Below are 16,685 nucleotides of genomic sequence, written 5' to 3' on the forward strand. Positions count from 1 at the left end.
ATGATCCGCAGCGACGGCCCGTGCCCCGCCCAGGGAGGTACGGGCTTCGCTGTGTCCGAGGTGCCCCGGCGGGAGCCGCTAGATTGTTGGCCATGGAGACGTCGAAGGAGGAGCGGCTGCAGCTGGCGCTGGACGCGGCCCGCCTGGGAACCTTCGTCTGGTATGCCGACGATCGCGGGGAACCCGACGAGCGGATGCTCGAGCTGTTCAACCTGCCCAAGGACGGGACGCTGTCGCTGTCGGCGGCCCTGGCCTCGATGATCCATCCCGATGACCGCGGCCGCTACGCCGACGCGGTGGCCGCGGCGTTCGACCCCGGCGGCGCGCGCGAGCTGCGTGAGGACATCCGCGTCATGCAGTCCCACGGCGGCTACCACTGGGTCGCGGTCTCCGCCCGTGCCTTCTTCACCGGGGACCCGCCCGTGCCGTACCGCCTGGTCGGGGTCGCGGCGGAGGTGACCGAACGCTACGAGGCCGAGGCCCGCCGGGACTTCCTGTTCACGGTGAGCGAGACGCTGCGGGCCCTGACCGACCCGGCGGAGATCAAGACGCGCTCGGCCGACCTGCTCGGCCGTCACCTGTCGGTGAGCCGGGCGCTGTACCTCGACGTCACCCACGAGCCGGACAGCGACTACTACGTCGTCGAGCGGGACTTCCACGATCCCGGCGTCGCCAGCATCGCCGGCCGTTACCGGGCCGACGACTTCGGGGCGGGTCTGTTCGCCGAGTGGCGGGCCGGGCGTGCGATCACCGTCACCGACGTGCGCACCGACGCCCGGGTCAGTGAGGCCGAACGGCTGGCCTACCCGGCCACCGACGTCCGGGCGTTCGCGGCGGTCCCCCTGGTGAAGGAGGGCTCGCACGTCGCGACGCTGATGCTGCACCAGAGCACGCCACGCACCTGGCAGCCCGGCGAGCTGGCACTGGTCGAGGAGGTCGCGGAACGGACCTGGGCCGCCGTCGAGCGCGCCCAGGCCGAAAAGGAGCTCCGCCAGAGCGAACTGCGGTTCCGTGAGGTGGTCGAGGTGGCTCCCCAGTTGGTCTGGGTGGGCCGCTGCGACGGTTCGGTCGAGTTCGCCAACGAGAACTGGACCACCTCCACCGGCGTGGACCCCGACGGCATGGACCACTGGGCCATGCTGACCGCCGCCGCGCACCCTGACGAGGCGGCGGGACTGCGCGCCGACCTCGCGCGGGCCGAGGCCCGCTGCGCCGCGTTCGAAGGCGAGCTGCGGCTGCGGCAGCGCTCGGGCGGTTTCCGCTGGTTCCTGATGCGCATCGTGCCGCTCAGCGACGGGGCCGGGTCGGTGCTCAAGTGGTTCGGTGTGGCCACCGACATCGACGACCGCCGCCGGGCCGACGAGGTCCTGCGCGAGGAGGAACACCAGGTCGCCCTGCGGCTGCAGCGGGCGCTGCTGCCACGGGCCGTCGAGAGTCCGGCGGGCACGGCCGTCTGTGCCCGGTACGAGGCCGGAACCGTCGCGCTGGAGGTCGGCGGCGACTGGTATGACGCGTTCGCCCTGCCCGACGGCCAGCTCGCGATCACCGTCGGCGACGTGGTCGGCCACGGTCTCGACGCCGCCATCGCGATGGGGGCGCTGCGGGTGGCCATGGCGGCTCTGGCGCCGCACTCGGCGGGCCCAGGTGAGCTGCTGTCGCAGTTCGACCGGTTCGCGCGGGAGGTCGACGGCGCACATTTCGCCACCGCCTGCTACGCCCAGTACGACCCGGCCAGCGGACGGCTGCGCTATGCCTCGGCGGGGCATCCGCCCATGCTCGTCATCGACGCCGACGGCAGCGCTCGCTGGCTCGACGGCGGACGATCGGGCCCGCTCACCGGAAAGGTCGACGATCAGCGCCCTGACGCCACCGACCGGCTGGAACCCGGTGCCACCCTGGTGCTGTACTCCGACGGGCTCATCGAACGCCGCCGGGAGCCGATCACCGTGGGCCTGGAACGCCTCGCCCGGGCGGCGGTCGAGCTGCACCATCTTCCTGTCGAACAGTTCTGTAGCCGGCTGATCAGTGCCCTGGGGGGTGAACGGCAGCGCACCGACGACACCGTCGTGCTCTGCCTGCGCGCGGTGGCCCAGCCGTACCGGCGTGAACTGCGCGCGGACGCCACCGAGCTCAGTGGAATGCGCCGTTCGCTGACCGCGTGGTGCGCCGTGCGCCACGTCGCCGACACCACGGTGGCCAGGCTGATGCTGGCGGTCGGCGAGGCGGCCGCCAACGCGATCGAACACGCCTACCTCGGCCAGACGCCACGGTCTGTCAGCGTGACCGTCAGCCAGGAGCCCGACGGCACCCTGGTGGTCGCCATCGCCGACACCGGCAGCTGGCGTTCACCGGCCCATCCGGGCAGCGACCGCGGCCGCGGCATAATGATCATGCGCCGGGTCAGTGACACGTTCGAACGGCACACCACCGCCGGTGGCACCACCATCCGGCTTCGACTTTCACCGAACGGACCTGCCGCATGAGCGACCTGGCACAGATCGTCGTGGCCACCCACCGGGACCGGCCCCTGGTACGCATCAGCGGTGAGCTGGACATGTCCAACGTCCCAGCCCTCGACCCGCGACTGCGAGCCGGTATCGGCGACGCCTCGGCCGCGTACGTGGACCTCACCGAGGTCGCGTTCCTCGACAGCCAGGCCCTGAGCATGCTCCAGCGGCTGGCCGACGACCTCACCCGGACCGGCACCGCGCTGACCGTCATCGCCCCACCGTCGGGCGTCGCCGGCAGCCTGCTCGCCCTGACCGGCATGGACCGCGACCTGGACGTCCGCCCGACCCTGCCGTAGCGGGCGCGGGTCAGCGCAGGACGCGGTATCGCAGGTGAGTCGCCTGCGGCGTGTCGATCACCCGGACGATCTCCAGTTCGAGGCGTGCGGGCAGCACGTCGAACAGGCGGCGGCCGCCGCCGAACAACACCGGAATCTGGCTGATCTGCAGCTCGTCGAGCACCCCGGCCGCCAGCGCCCGTTGCGCCGTGTACGCGCCGTGCACCAGCACGTACCGGTCGCCCGCGGCGGCCTTCGCCTGCGCCATCGCGCTGACGATCCCGTCGCTGACGTAGGTGACCAGCGGATAGTTCGCCACCGACGGGCCCGGCGGACGATGGCTGGGCACGAAGACGGGCCTGCCGTGATGGTCGCCGCCCCAGTGGTCGACCTGCTCCACGGTGCGCCTGCCCGCCAGCACCGCGCCGAACGTCTCCAGCTCGTCGTAGAGCTCCGCGTCCGGTCCGGACGGCCGGACGAACTTGCCGTCCGCGTCGACGAACCAGTCGTGAAGCCGCGTGAAACCCTCGCCGCCGGGGTTGTCCGGCCCGTCGCCCGGGCCTGCGATGTATCCGTCCAGCGACATCGCCATGTAGAGCATCGACACTGATCCGGGCACCGCGACCTCCGCTTGGCCGGCGAATCGAAACCGGTCCCCAGCCTGTCACACCACGCGCGAAGCGGCACCCCGGCGACCGGGAGCCCCGCCGTGGACGGCGGCGCTCCCGGCCCGTTGCGCGCGGTCAGGCGTTGACGAGGACCTCGGTGACCGAACCGGTCACGGTGGGGTCGTAGAACTCGGCGATGCCCGCGACCCACTCGGCGCGGTCGATGCTGCCGCTGCCGTCCTGGTCGAAGGAGGAGAACAGGCGCTGCACCTTGTCCGCGGCGAAGCCCACGGCGACCATGACCGGCTGGAACTCGGTGAAACTGATCTGGCCGTCACCGTCGCGGTCGCAGATGTCGGCCAGCGACTGCGCGTACTGCTGGCCGTACTGCGGGAACCAGCCGTCGGCGGCCACGATGGCGGCGTAGGCCGGCAGGTCGATCCGCTCGGCGGGGCTCGCCGAGCGCAGGCTCTGCCAGTACCGGTCGTGTGCGGCGCGCAGGGCGGCGGCCTTCGGGTCGGTCGCGTCCGCGCCGGCCGCCAGGATGATCCGGTCGGCTACCGCGGCGAAGTCCTCGGCTTCGAGCACGCCGTTGCCGTCGGCGTCGAGCAGGTTGAAACGCAGGCGGATGCGGTCCGAGATGTCCATGTCCATGATGCCCCCGTAAGAGATGAATTGCTTGATCACCAGCAGGGTAGTCACCGTGGCGGCGCGGTCCGGGGAGATCGTCGGCGTGTCGCGCGGAAGGCGACGGCGACACGACCCGGCCCCGAGGCCGATGACGCGCCTCGGGGCCGGGTCGTGACTTTCGGCGGGTGCGGTGCACCGGCCACGGTTCCTGTCAGTAGACGTTGAAGCGCTGGTTCCAGGTGCCCTGGCAGGTGAATACCTGCAGCCGCGCCCCGTTGCCGTACTGGCCGTTGAGCAGGTCGAGGCAGAGGTTCTTGTTGCGCATGTTGTGCAGCGGCCGCCAGCTCACGAAGTCGCCGCCGGAGACGTTCTCCGCGTACCACCGCTGGTTGGAGCCCCCGCTGCACGTCCAGGTCTGCACCCGGGTGCCGTTGCCCGGAGGGCCGTCGATGGCCATGTCGAGGCACTTGTCGGCGATGTTGCTGTGGAACTCGTACACGTCGTAGCCGTTGTAGTAACCGACGTGGTGGATGGTCCAGTACTGCTGGGTCTTGTAGTTGCGCTCCCACAGCTGCACGGGGGTCCCGTTCGCCGGGTTGGCGTCCAGCACGTCCAGCACCATCCTGGACGGCCCCTGGGGCTGCGGCGTCACGCTGATGTACGTGTTGACCGCGGCGCTGGCGGGGGTGGGCATGGCGAACACGGCCGCCAGCGCGACGAGGCAGGCTGCGCCGACCTCAAGCATCCTTCTGGTACGCATCTGCTGCACTCCATCTCGTGTCGGGGCGGTGCGGGCCTTGGGCACCGCGGCACGACGTCATCCTCAGGCGGCCCGCCGGGCGGCTGCCACACCTTGTAGGCGAGCCTGAAACCTGGCGCTGAGCAGGAGCGGGAGCATCTTTTCAGCCTCGACTGAAAGGTATTGCCGCGGCGGCTGCCCAGTCACGACGATCGCTGCGGAGGACTCGGCCGGGTGCCGGGTCGGCAGGATGCGGAGGAGTGGCTGTGCGAAGCGATGGCGGCGATGTCGAGGCGGTCGGCGACGGGGTGGGCAGGCGCGCGCTGATCGGTGCGCTGGGGGTGGGCGCGGCCACGGTCCTCGCCGGAGCCCACCCGGCCACGGCGGCCGACCCCGGCCCGCGTCCCGCAGGCGGCGGTCGACCGGTCACCAGGACCCTGGCCACGCCCGGTACGGACGGGACGGCGCGGCCAGGGTTCGCGGTGCAGACCGTCGGCGTGCGATGGCCCGCGCACGGCCGGGCCGGGCGGCTGCGCTTCGCCGACCGGCAGGGCCGCTGGGGCACCTGGCAGACGGTGACGCCGGGCTGCCCCGCAGGCGCGGGTGACACCGGCCCGGCGACCGAGCAGCTGGCCCTGGTCACGGCACCGGGCGCACCGGCGTACGAACTGGACCTGGCCGACAGTGCCCGCGCGGTCGCCCTGAACGGCACGGACGGTCCTGCTCTGGCCGCCGCGTCGGCGGGCACCGACGGACGGACCTCGCTGTTCGGGCGGACGTATCTGAGCCGCGCGGCCTGGGGCGCCGACGAGTCGCTGCGCTTCGGCGCGGGCGGGGCCGAGATCACCCCGTGTTCGTACTGGCCGGTGCAGGGGTTCACCGTGCACCACACGGCGACGGCCAACGACGACCCCGACCCGGTCGCGCGGATGCGTTCCATCTACCGGTACCAGGCCGTCGACCTCGGCTACGGCGACTTCGGCTACCACCTGCTCATCGACGAGGCGGGCACGGTGTACGAGGGGCGGTGGTCCGGCGGTGACGTGCTGCCCGGCTTCGACCCGGCCGGGTGGATGGTCAACGGCGCGCACGTGGGCGGTTACAACGCGGGCAACGTGGGCGTCGTGCTGCTGGGCAACTTCATGCAGCGCGAACCCACGGCCGCCGCCCGGCACAGCCTGGTCCTGGTCCTGGCCGGGCTGGCGGGCTGGTCCCGGATCAACCCGCTGGCCAGCGTCGGCTACGTCAACCCGATCAGCGGACTGCGCCGGACCGTGCCCGCCATCGCCGGGCACCGGGACTGGGGCGCGACCGAATGCCCGGGAGACCTGCTGGCGGGCTGGCTGACCGGCATCCGCACGGATGTCGCCGCCGTGCTGTCGGCCACGGACCGCCGGGCGGCCTTCGCCGGGTGACAAATGCGACAGCTACCGGGGGCAACGACACGACCGGTCCGCAGCCATCGCAGGTCGACGTAGGAGCAGCCGTCCGCGCTCGGTGCTGAGGCTGCCCGGAATGGCATACCCGTCACGTCTGTCGGGTTGCGACACATCTCCCTCGCCATTAGCGTCACTGCCGTCGATGCGGTGATCGCTATGGGGAGGGCGGCCGCTGTGCTGCGGATTCATTTCGCGCCCGAGGACTTCGCCCGCGTACGGGTGCTGTCACAGCCCGATCCCCTGTGGGAGACGGTGCTCAGCATCTTCCGGCTGCAGGACCGGTCGCTGCCGCTGGCCTTCCACGAGTGGCGGCGAGCCGCGACGCTGGCCTGTTCCCGTGACGATCTGGCCGTGCTGGGCGCGCTGGTGCCCGGCGGATACTTTCCCGACTTCCTCACCCCCAGCGAGGGCGGCCTCGGCCTCGACGCGGGACTCGACGCGCTGCTGAGCACGCCCCGGTCGCGGCTGCGCGAGGAACTGGCGATCCTCGCGGCCCGGCATCGGCTGCCGGGGTGGACCGCGCGGCTGGCCGACGGCGACCGTGAGACCCTGCAGCGGCTGGCCGACGCGATCCGCCGCCACTTCCACGCCGCGATCGAGCCGTTCTGGCCGCAGGCGCAGGCGCACATCGACGCCGACCGCGCCCGGCGGGCCCGCGCGTTCCTGGACGGCGGCGTCGACGGGCTGCTGAGCAGCTACCTGCCGTTGATGCAGTGGTCGCCGCCGGTGCTGACGGTCGCGGTGCTGCGTGATCAGGACGTCCACCTCGACGGGCGCGGGCTGCTGCTGGTGCCGTCCTACATCTCGATGAACACCCCCGACGTCCTGCTCGACAGCACCCTGCCGCAGGTGCTGGTGTATCCCGTCGAGCACAGCCTGGCCGTGTCCGCGATGGTGCTCCCGCCGCGGATGTCACTGGCGCCGCTGATCGGCGACACCCGCACCGCGGTCCTGGAGTCCATCGGTCAGGGCAGCACCACCACGGAACTGGCCCGCCGGGTCGGGGTCAGCGCCTCGTCGATCAGCCAGCACACCACCGTGCTGCGCACCGCCGGGCTGATCCAGACCGGCCGGGTCGGCAAAGCGGTCCTGCACACCCTCACCCCGCTCGGGACCGCGCTGCTGGAGCCGGGGCTCGCCGGGTGACGGCAGCGGCCCCGGCCGCTCACCTGGTGGACAGTTCGGCCAGCAGCCCGCGTACCCGCGCGGTGTCGGCGTGGCGCAGCCCGTCCAGGATGTCGCGGGCCTGCTGCCAGGCGGCGCGGGCAGCAGCACCGTCACCGGCCGCGCGGTGCGTGTCGCCCAGCCGGGTCAGGGACTCGGCCTCGTGGTAGCGGCTGCCGTTCTCCCGGAACAGCGCGACCGCCCGCTCGTAGCAGGCCACGGCGCGGGCGTGATCCCCCAGCCGGTGGTGGACGTAACCGAGGCTGTCCCAGGTGTGGGCCGCCTCGGTGGGGTCGGCGAGCCCGCCTAGCACCGCCAGCGCCCGGCGGCAGTAGCGCAGGGCGAGGCGGTGCCGGCCCAGCATGGCGTAGCCCCAGCCGATGTCGTTGAGCGCCTGACCGTAGCCGTTGGCGTTGCCCGCGAGGCGGTAGTGGGTCAGCGCCTGCTGGTTGTGGTGCAGGGCGCGGCCGTGCTCGCCCTGGCGCGAATGGCTCAGCGCGATCGCGTTGTGCGCCCTTGCCAGGCCGCCGTGGTCGCCGGAGCGGGTGAACAGGGCCAGCGCGCGCCGCAGGTGCGGGCGCATCCGAGCCCCCCGGCCGAGCGCGGAGTATGCGCGGGCCAGGTTCAGGTGCGTGTGGCCCTCCCCGGTGCGCTCGCCGAGCCGGCGCGCTGCCCGGACCGCGCTGCGCTGGGCGGCGACCAGGTCGTGCCAGTGACCGCGGGCGTACAGGAACGTCGACACGCTGTGCGCCAGCTGCCAGCAGTGGCTGTCCCAGCCGCCGGCCTCGGCCCGGCGTATGGCCGCGAGCAGGGTGCCGCGTTCGGCGGCGAACCAGGCCAGCGCCTGTTCACGGGTGGCCAGCGGCGGCGGGGTCACCCCGGGCGTCGCGGGGGCGGTCGTGAGCTGCTCGCGCGCCGGTTCCAGCAGCGTGGCGGCGGTGCGCGCGGTCGCGAGGTGGTGGTCGAGCAGCCGGTGCAGCGCCTGCCGCCGTGCCGTCGTGGCGTCGAGGGCGCGGCTCAGCTCGGCGGCGTAGGCGCGCAGCAGGCTGTGCAGGTGGTACCGGCCCGGCGTGGACTCGGTGACCAGGTTGGCGTCGGTGAGCTCTTCGAGGACGCGGTGGGCGGCGGGGGTGGCGGCCCCGGTGAGGCTGGCGGTGACGTCGGCGGTGACGCTGCCGGTCGCGGTGTGTCCGATCAGCCGGAACGCGGTAGCGGCCGCCGGGCTCAGCGTGCGGTAGGACCAGGAGAACGCGGCGCGCGCGTCGGTGGCCGCGTCGGGGCCGCTGAGCCCGTCCAGGTTCCGGGTGGCCAGCTCGTGCGTGATCGCGGACAGCGCGAGCCGGGGCCGGGTCGCGGCGCGGGCCCCGACGATCGCCAGTGCCAGCGGCAGCCGGGCACAGCGCGCGATGATCTCCTCGACGGCGGCGGGCTCGGCCGCGGTGCGCTGGGCGCCGATCCGCGCGGCCAGCAGCCGCCGGGCGTCGTGCGGGGACGGCAGGTCGAGGGTGAGCAGGCGGGCGTTGCTGGTCGCCAGCAGGCCGCGTAGCTGGTCGCGGCTGGTCACCAGCACGGCGCAGCCGGGGCTGCCGGGTAGCAGCGGCCGGACCTGCTCGGCGTCGCGGGCGTTGTCGAGCAGGATGAGGACCCGCCGCCCGGCCAGCAGGCTGCGGTAGAGCCCGAGTTGCGCCTGCGGGGAGACGGGTATGCCGTCCGGTGGCACGTCCAGCGCCTCCAGTAGCGACCGGGCCGCCTCGGCGGGGACCATCGCCGGGCCGCCCGGATCGAATCCGCGCAGGTCCAGGTACAGCTGCCCGTCGGGGAACCGGTGGGCCACCCGGTGCGCCCAGTGCACCGCGACGGCGGTCTTGCCGCAGCCCGGCGTGCCGGTCAGCGCCGCGACGACCAGCGACCGGGGCGGGTCCCCGGCGTCGGCCAGGCCGGCGTCGAGCCAGCGCAGCTCCCGGCCGCGTCCGCTGAAGCCGGGCACGTCCAGGGGCAGCTGCGCGGGCACCGCCGGGGCGCGGGGCCGTTCGGCCTCGGCGGGCCGCGCCCGCAGGATGTCGAGGTACGCCTCATGCAGGGCGGCGTCGGGTTCGATGCCCAGCTCGTCGGCGAGCCGGGCCCGGGTCGCGGCGAACAGGTCCAGGGCGGCGGCGCGCTGCCCGCTGGCCGCCAGGGCCCGCATGAGCCGGGCGGCCAGCGCCTCGTGCAGCGGCTCCTCGGCCAGCAGTTCCTGCAGACGCTCGCAGGCCGGGTCGGGACGGCCCCGCTCGATCGCGGTGTCGGCATAGGTGAGCACGGCGGCGGTGCGGCGGCGTGCCGCGGCCGCGGCGGCGGGGTGCTGGCGCAGGTTCGGGGGCGCGTCGGCCAGCACGGGACCGCGCCAGCAGGCCAGGGCCTGTTCCAGCTCCCGCAGCGCCGTCTCGGCGTCACCGCCGGTGCGGGCGTCGCGGGCGCGGGCGAGCCGGTCGTTGAACTGCGCGAGGTCGAGTTGTTCGCCGGTCAGCCGCAGCTGGTAGCCGTTGCCGACCAGGGACAGCACCTGCGCCGGCGCGCGCGGAGTGCGCTGCGGTTCCAGGATGGACCGCAGCTGCCCGACGTAGCCCTGCAGCAGTTTGAGGCAGGTCGGCGGCGGGTTCTCGGGCCACAGCACATCGACGATGTGCTCGCGGGACACCGTCTGTCCGGGCTGCAGGGCGAGCAGGCCGAGCAGGGCGCGCAGCATCGGCTGGCCGATCTCGATCGGGTGCCCGTCGCGGTGGACGGTCAGGGAGCCGAGCACACCGACGGTCAGCGGTGGCCGGTGTGCCGGTGTGGCGTCGGGCGGTCCGAACACGGCGGTCAGTGCCCGCATGGTGCGCGGATGCGGATGGCGTACCTGGCCGCGTTCGATGTCGCGCAGGGCGCGTTCGGCCAGTCCGGACCGGACCGCCAGTTCGTGCTGGGTCAGGCCGGCCGCCCGGCGGCATCGGCGCAGCCACTCGCCGAGCTGTTCACCGTCCATGTGGCTGTTGCCGTCCAGGAGCTCGTGTGATCAGGGGACCCGGCCGGGTGGTGGGCCAGGCCGTCTGCGGGCGGCACGTGATCCTCCACTGTGGAGGGACTGATGTCGTCGCCGCGCATGGATTTTGCCACAGCGCCGTCATTGTCGGCGTGCTCGATGCGAGCGGAGTGGCTCGGCCCGGGTTCTGCCGCCGCCGGTGAATCTGCCGCCGGGCGCGCCCGATTCTGCCTGCGCCGGGCGGCCGCGGCACCGCCTCGCCGCGGAAACGTGGTGGATATCCGCAGGTGAACGGCCTGGCTGCGGGACTCGGGCGGGTCACCGGCAACGGTCGCGCGGATCGGTTCGCGGTGGGGTGAAGCGCCGTCCGGTGCGCATACGGTGCCCCCGTCATGAGGGATTCGGGGATGGGGACCGTGATGGAGATCCGGATGTTGGGGCCGCTGGAGGTCCTGGCGGGTGGACGGGGTGTGGCGTTCGGGGGAGTGCGCCAGCAGCAGATCATGGCGATGCTGCTGGCGCACAGCGACCGCTGGGTGGGGGTGTCGCGGCTGGTCGACTGCCTGTGGCCGGACGATCCGCCCGCGACGGCCGACCGGCAGGTGCGCAACTGCGCCGCGTCGCTGCGCCGGACCCTGGTCGAGGCGGGGCTCGCGCCTGCCGACCTGGCCGTGGGCTCGGGGGGTTATCTGCTGCGTACGGTCGGGTGCGAGGTGGACCGGCAGCGGTTCGAGTCGCTGGTGGCGGCCGCCCGCCGGGACCGCGACGCCGGTGATCTGCCCGCGGCGGCCGCCGGTTTCCGGGCCGCCGACCGGTTGTGGCGCGGACCTGCGCTGGCGGGCCTGGCCGAAGGCGCCCTGGCCGCCGAGGCGCTGCGCCTGGAGGAGTGGCGGTTGCAGGCCGTGGAGGACCGGGTGGCCGTCGAACTCGATCTGGGGCTGCACCGGGTGCTGGTGCCCGAACTGCTGTCACTGGCCGACGCGCATCCCGGCCGGGACCGGCTGCAGTGTGCCCTGATGGTGGCACTGTGCCGGGCCGGTAGCGCCGCCGGCGCCCTGCACGCCTTCGACCGGGTCCGCTCGCGGCTGAGCGTGGAACTGGGCGTGCCACCTGGTAGCGCCCTGCAGCGGGCCCGAAGGGCGATCCTCGCCGGGGTCCCGTTCGGGCTCGACGACCTGCTCCCGTCGGCACTGGCCGCGTACGCCCGCTGAGACCAGGCAGGCAGGGGCCCGGCGGCATGGAACGCGCCGCCGGGCCCCTGTTCGGTCAGCAGACGTAGAACGTCTTCGGTGGGCTGAACAGCAGCGGGATGGTCAGGTACGGCTGCCCGTGGGTCTTCAGGGTGCCCTGGGTCGGCTCGTACGTGCCGGAGGTCATCTGGCACTTGGTGTACATCGCGCCCAGCATCGTGCCCTCGGCCCGGTTCTCCGCGGTCGGGACCAGGCGCAGGCGGGTGCTGTTCGTCGACGTCTCACCGTAGAACATGTCCCACACGCCTCCCCGCTCGCTGGAGTAGAACGGGTACTCGTCGCACTGGTACCCGGTGGGGCGCGGGGTCGGGCAGGTGGTCTGCCCGACGCCGACCAGGTTCATCCAGCTGCGGCTGAGCACCGCCTCCTTCTGCGCGCCGCTCACGTACCTGTTGAGCAGCCACTGCGGGTTGCCGATGATGGCGTCGTCGTCGTTGATCGCCGCCCCGTTGGCGTCGGTGGCGGTGGGGAACAGGATCGGCACGCTCATGCAGGGATCGCCGGTCAGGCCGGACCGTGCCGCCAGGTTCAGGCAGCGCAGGGCCGCCTCGTCGGCCTGCGCCTGGGTGATCTGCCACCCGTCGGACGAACGGCTGGCGACATAGTTGAAGATCCGCTGGGACACCATGGCGCGGTGGCTGTAGCCCTGCAGTGCGCTGTTGGCCAGGTCGGCGTAGGCGCGGTAGCCGGCGACGGTCGGGTGGAAGCTGCCGGCGCCGGGGGTGGCGCTGCCGCTGCCCGTCGTCGACGTGGCGGTGAGCGCGTTGAGCCACGAGTTGGGGGTCGCCGGGCAGGCGGCGTGGCTGTTCTGGCCGACGCCCACGAGCCAGGTGGTGTTCGGCTCGACGAACCGGATGTTCGCGCCCTCGTCCTTCACCTCCTGGACGGCCTTGGCGATGGTGGTGGTCAGCAGTCCGGCCAGGCTGTTGAGGAAACTCTGCGTCTGCGGCCCGAGGTTGTAGCAGCCCTCGGACGGGAGGTTGGGGAACATCTGCGGATAACCCATCACGAGGATCTTCGCGTTCGGGGCCTTGGCGCGGATCGCCCGGTAGACCGCCTTGAGGTGCTGGGGGAGCTGGTTGCGGATGAGGTTCGACTGGTAGTCCTTGAGCGGAGCGGGGTCGACGACGTCGGTGCCGTGGACGTCACGGGTGAGCCGGTAGTCGCTGTCGTAGCAGTTGCCCAGTGTCATGACGCAGCCGTTGAGCACGTCGCCGAACCGGGCGTCGTTGCCGCCGATGGACACGGTGACCAGCGTGGTGTCGACGTCGAGGTAGCCCTGGTCCACCTGGGCGACCTCGCCGAAGTGCTGGTCGGCCGCGCCCCAGCTCGTGCTGCCGCGCAGGTCGTCGGCTGTCGGCGGGTTGTTGACCGCGTCCCGGGTCAGGCTGACGGTCATCGCGCCCGAGCAGGCGATGAACCCGAACGAGGCTTTGCCCTCGGCGGCCTCCTGCGCGATCGGTGCGGCGTGTCCCGGCAGGGTGACCTTGCGCGGGTAGGCGTCGTCGCGGGAGCGGTGGCAGGCGTTCTTGTCCTCGCCGTCGCTGACCGTGTGCAGGTAGTCGCTGTTGCGGTCGTACGGCGCGGCACCCTCACCGGAGGAGTACGAGTCGCCCATCGCCACGTAGATCGCCGACGGTGCCTGCGTCGGCACGAACGCGACCGCGTCGAAGATGATCGCGTCCTCGCCGCGCCCGTCGGAGGTCTCCGTGCTCAGCGACACGCTGGGCTTGCCGTTGACCGGGAACACGCCCAGGTCGATCCAGCGGTGCTCGCGCCAGGCCTGGTTGACGACCCGGTACCTGGTCTGGCCGTTGCCGAGGTTGACGACGTACTTGGCCTGGCGGGTCCACGCCCCGTGGTCGGGGACCGACACCATGATCCGGGTCCAGCCGTTGATGGCCTGCGACGCGGACCAGGTGCCGGTCACCTTCAGCGAGCCGCCGTTGGCGCCCTGGACGCGGGTGTACGCCCGCCACAGGTGCCCGCCGAACCCTGCCCCCACCTGGTGGAAATCGATCTTCGACGGACGGTTGCCCGCCGAGTCGCCGGCGAAGTCCAGCGCGAACGTGCCCGCGTTGGTGAAGTTGCGGGGGCAGCCGGTCCGCACCGAGCGGATGTCGTCGGCGACGTCGTCGACGATGCGCGCGCCCGCGGGCAGCCCGGTCAGGTCGCACCGGGGCGGGAAGCTGGTGCCGTCGTCCTGGTAGGCGTAACCGGGGTCGAAGCGCAGCACCTCGTTGCCGCACCGCGAGCAGGACGCGCCGGGATCGGTCTGCCAGCCCACGGGCCGGTTGAACCAGCACTTCAGGTCGTACCAGCCGGCGTCGTCGATGTGACCGCACGGGCCCGCGGGCTCGCCGACGACGTCCTCCTCGTTCGGCGGGAACAGCGCGCCGGGCACGCAGTCGTTGGTGGCGTCGCAGAACTTCGTCAGCGGCGGCTTGACCGACGCCCGTGCCTCGGCGGTGGTCCACCAGGCGGCCCGGTAACCGGCGACCGTGGTCTCCGGCGTCTCGCTGGCCTCGATCGGATGCCCCGCCCAGCCCATGATCTTCTCCGGGTACGGCCACCACTGCGGGTTGCGGGCGTCGTCGTAGCTGACCTCCAGGAACGCCTTGCGCTGCGGGTTGAACCGGGGGTTGATCGGGTTGTTGCCCCAGCCGACACCCCACGCCCCGTTGTTGGCCGCGGCCTCACTCTGCGGGTGGTAGCCGCTGTTGTACGCCCACACGGCGAAGAACCAGTTCTCCAGCGCCGCCGGGTTGCCGTCGTGGATCATCAGCCCGCCCTGCCGCGTCTGGTTCCACTTGTCCTGCAGGATGCGCAGGCCGGCCGCGATGTTAGTGGCGAAGTCCAGCGCCACGGCCCGCTGCGTCTGGTACGTCCACGCGGTGTCGTCGGGGCCCTTCTCGTGACCGGCGAGTCGCATGTGGTCGGTGACCTGCGTGAGCCCGTACCCGCAGTCGGACTTGGTCCAGTTGATGGCCCAGTCGTCGTCGGGGTTGGCGTTGTAGATCTCGCGGCCGTAGAAGTTGCCGATCAGCGGGTTCGCGGTGACGCCCGGCAGGGCGAACCGCGACGCCTGCCACATGTTCGACTCCTGGGCGATGATGCCGAGCATGATCTGCGCCGGGACCCGCCCGCCGCCGATCAGCGGGATGCTGGGGAACAGACCCTGCGGGGTGTACGCCGGCATGCCGAGGTTCTTCCAGTCGGCGGGCCGGGCCAGGTGCAGCGAGTTCGTGATCGCCTGGTCCACCGCCCATTCGACCTGGCGCGGCTTGGGCTGCATGGCCTGGTTGCGCGGGTCGTTGCGGGGCACCGAGCAGTAGCGCTCGGCGTCGACGGGGTTGTCGGCCGAACTCGTCGTCGTGGCCGTCTTGAGGCGCAGCCCGGCACCGGCCGGAGCCGCGCCGAGCAGCAGCGGGTTCACGGCCGTGCCCGCCGCGGCGTTCGCGCCGCTGACGTGCGGGCCGACGCGGAAGTCCAGCCGCGCACCGCCTGCCAGCACCTTCGCCTGCACGGTGACGGTACGCGCACCGGCCTGCGGGTCGACGGCCAGCCGCGGGTCGACGCCGGCGGCCACGCTCACACGGGTCAGGGCGAGCGCTCCGGTGGAGGACGGCTCGCTGCCCACCGGCACGTCCAGCACGCGGACACTGCCGGGCAGCGCCGCCACCCGGGTCGGCCGTCCGGTCACGAACGCCTTGCCGTTCGCGCCACGGGTCAGGCCCAGTTCGGTCAGGTCGCCCTCGGCCAGCAGCGCCGCCGGGGCGGCCGTGGCGGTCGAGGTGTGCCGCACCCGGACCTTCACGCCGTCGTGCTCGGCGAACGTCACCTGCCCGGAACCGTCGGGCACGAGCCGGAACGCCACGCCGGTGGTCGGCGCGAGCGGCTTGGTCGTGCCGTCGGTGCCGACACGGACCAGCCTGCCGGGACCTGCGGCGACGATGCCGTCGCTGGTCGGCACGGCCGAGGTGACCTCGGTGCGCAGGCCGATCGGCGTGGACAGTTTGCCGGTCGCGGAGTCCACGGTGAACAGGCGGCTGCGGATGGCGGTGGGGGCCGGGTCGTCGGCGCGGTCGCCGCCGAACTGGCTGATGACCGCGGTCTCCCCGGCTCCGCAGCCGGGGTTGAAGTACGCCAGGGAGCTCTGCACGCTGAGCTTGCGGACCGCGCCGGTCTGCAGGTCCACCACGGCGGTGAAGGCGCCCCGGTCGAACAGGTCGGCCTTGTTGGTGAACGTGCGCGGCGCGTACGCCACGACCAGCCGCCGGCCGGAGCCGGTCAGGCAGGCGTTGCCGATCCACATGTCGGTGTCGAAGCCCGGCTCGGCCAGCGTCGCCGCCGTCTGCCAGGTGTACCCGCTGCGGGCCGTGGCCACCAGCACGTGCAGGCCGGTCGCGTCACCGGAGGTCGTCCACGCCGTGTCGGCCGAGGTCCGCCAGCCCTTGGGCAGGACCGTGTCGCGGCGTTCGGCGGCGACGCTGTTGGTCACGCCGCCGACGGTCGTGACCGTGGCCGGGTCCCCGGGGGGCGGCCCGGCGCCCTCGGGTGCGGCCTGGGCGCCTAACACGCCCATCGACAGGAGCAGTGCCACCGCCCCTGTCGCGGCGACGATCCTCGCCGCTGTCCGTACTACTGGAAACCTCACGTCGTCCTCCCACCATCGCTGTGCATGGCGGGCAACGTAGAGCGGCTCGGCACCGCATCGGCATCGTTGGCGCACGCGGAGCGCATCGATGCGAAGCTGGTCGTCCAACGCGGACAGAAGGTATAGGACGGTCGGCACGCGATGAGCCTTCACAACGGCGGGGGAGTCTGCTTAACTGTCTGCACCTCGCCGGGAGAGCGCTCTCCGGTAACCTGCGCGGAAGGAGGCGGTAACACGAATCCACCTCAGTCGTGGCTGGCCATGCCGCTTCATGGCAGGCGGGCGACATAGGCGGCACCGTATGTCGGGCCGCGACCCAGTCTGAGGCCCATCGGCCCACGATGCGGCTGACAGTGCACGTTCCAGACGTGATCGGCGCACGTCTTCATGGGATTCACTTCGGGAGAGGTGC

At 72.6% G+C, this 16,685-nt stretch carries 10 protein-coding genes; 5 read left to right on the forward strand and 5 right to left on the reverse strand.

From position 1 onward, the window contains the following. The first annotated feature begins 92 nt into the window (after positions 1-92). Positions 93-2,483 carry a SpoIIE family protein phosphatase gene (locus HAV40_RS10080; protein ID WP_166380594.1) on the forward strand — a complete coding sequence of 797 codons (2,391 nt, stop codon included), beginning with the start codon at positions 93-95 and terminating at the stop codon, positions 2,481-2,483. Further along, positions 2,480-2,806: an STAS domain-containing protein gene (locus tag HAV40_RS10085; RefSeq protein WP_166380595.1), complete on the forward strand. Its 327-nt coding sequence runs from the start codon at positions 2,480-2,482 to the stop codon at positions 2,804-2,806. Before HAV40_RS10080 ends, HAV40_RS10085 begins: the two co-directional genes overlap by 4 nt. 10 nt (positions 2,807-2,816) lie before the next feature. Here HAV40_RS10085 and HAV40_RS10090 read toward each other — a convergent pair whose 3' ends face one another. The 3 genes from HAV40_RS10090 to HAV40_RS10100 all read right to left on the reverse strand — a co-directional run bounded on the left by HAV40_RS10090 (position 2,817) and on the right by HAV40_RS10100 (position 4,783). Further along, positions 2,817-3,404 (reverse strand): dihydrofolate reductase family protein, encoded by a 588-nt coding sequence (locus HAV40_RS10090; protein WP_239085664.1) that lies wholly within the window; start codon positions 3,402-3,404, stop codon positions 2,817-2,819. A 124-nt stretch (positions 3,405-3,528) separates the two neighbouring features. Then, a complete protein-coding gene (locus HAV40_RS10095) occupies positions 3,529-4,080 on the reverse strand; it encodes an EF-hand domain-containing protein (protein ID WP_166380596.1) in 552 nt (183 codons plus the stop codon). Between the two features lie 154 nt (positions 4,081-4,234). Then, entirely contained in the window at positions 4,235-4,783 is a 549-nt protein-coding gene (locus HAV40_RS10100) for an RICIN domain-containing protein (protein WP_166380597.1), read from the reverse strand. A 245-nt stretch (positions 4,784-5,028) separates the two neighbouring features. Between HAV40_RS10100 and HAV40_RS10105 the strand changes: the two genes are divergently transcribed. After that, positions 5,029-6,177 carry a peptidoglycan recognition protein family protein gene (locus HAV40_RS10105; protein WP_166380598.1) on the forward strand — a complete coding sequence of 383 codons (1,149 nt, stop codon included), beginning with the start codon at positions 5,029-5,031 and terminating at the stop codon, positions 6,175-6,177. Positions 6,178-6,375: 198 nt separating this feature from the next. Continuing rightward, the gene (locus HAV40_RS10110) at positions 6,376-7,347 is read left to right on the forward strand and encodes an ArsR/SmtB family transcription factor (RefSeq protein ID WP_166380599.1); all 972 of its coding nucleotides are present in this window, start codon (positions 6,376-6,378) and stop codon (positions 7,345-7,347) included. Positions 7,348-7,366: 19 nt separating this feature from the next. Here the strand turns inward: HAV40_RS10110 and HAV40_RS10115 are convergent, their stop codons facing one another. Further along, positions 7,367-10,369 carry a BTAD domain-containing putative transcriptional regulator gene (locus HAV40_RS10115; RefSeq protein ID WP_166380600.1) on the reverse strand — a complete coding sequence of 1,001 codons (3,003 nt, stop codon included), beginning with the start codon at positions 10,367-10,369 and terminating at the stop codon, positions 7,367-7,369. A gap of 404 nt (positions 10,370-10,773) precedes the next feature. Between HAV40_RS10115 and HAV40_RS10120 the strand changes: the two genes are divergently transcribed. Then, the gene (locus tag HAV40_RS10120) at positions 10,774-11,577 is read left to right on the forward strand and encodes an AfsR/SARP family transcriptional regulator (protein WP_166380601.1); all 804 of its coding nucleotides are present in this window, start codon (positions 10,774-10,776) and stop codon (positions 11,575-11,577) included. Positions 11,578-11,632: 55 nt separating this feature from the next. Here HAV40_RS10120 and HAV40_RS10125 read toward each other — a convergent pair whose 3' ends face one another. Then, entirely contained in the window at positions 11,633-16,273 is a 4,641-nt protein-coding gene (locus HAV40_RS10125; protein WP_166380602.1) for a GDSL-type esterase/lipase family protein, read from the reverse strand. Positions 16,274-16,685: the final 412 nt, after the last annotated feature.

The organism is Catellatospora methionotrophica (assembly GCF_011297335.1).
Classification (GTDB): domain Bacteria; phylum Actinomycetota; class Actinomycetes; order Mycobacteriales; family Micromonosporaceae; genus Catellatospora; species Catellatospora methionotrophica.

Excerpts from the sequence above, each read along its gene's own strand:
- HAV40_RS10080 (WP_166380594.1), top strand. The coding sequence starts at position 93 with ATGGAGACGTCGAAGGAGGAGCGGCTGCAGCTGGCGCTGGACGCGGCC.
- HAV40_RS10085 (WP_166380595.1), top strand. The coding sequence starts at position 2,480 with ATGAGCGACCTGGCACAGATCGTCGTGGCCACCCACCGGGACCGGCCC.
- HAV40_RS10100 (WP_166380597.1), bottom strand. The coding sequence starts at position 4,783 with ATGCGTACCAGAAGGATGCTTGAGGTCGGCGCAGCCTGCCTCGTCGCG.
- HAV40_RS10115 (WP_166380600.1), bottom strand. The coding sequence starts at position 10,369 with ATGGACGGTGAACAGCTCGGCGAGTGGCTGCGCCGATGCCGCCGGGCG.
- HAV40_RS10120 (WP_166380601.1), top strand. The coding sequence starts at position 10,774 with ATGGGGACCGTGATGGAGATCCGGATGTTGGGGCCGCTGGAGGTCCTG.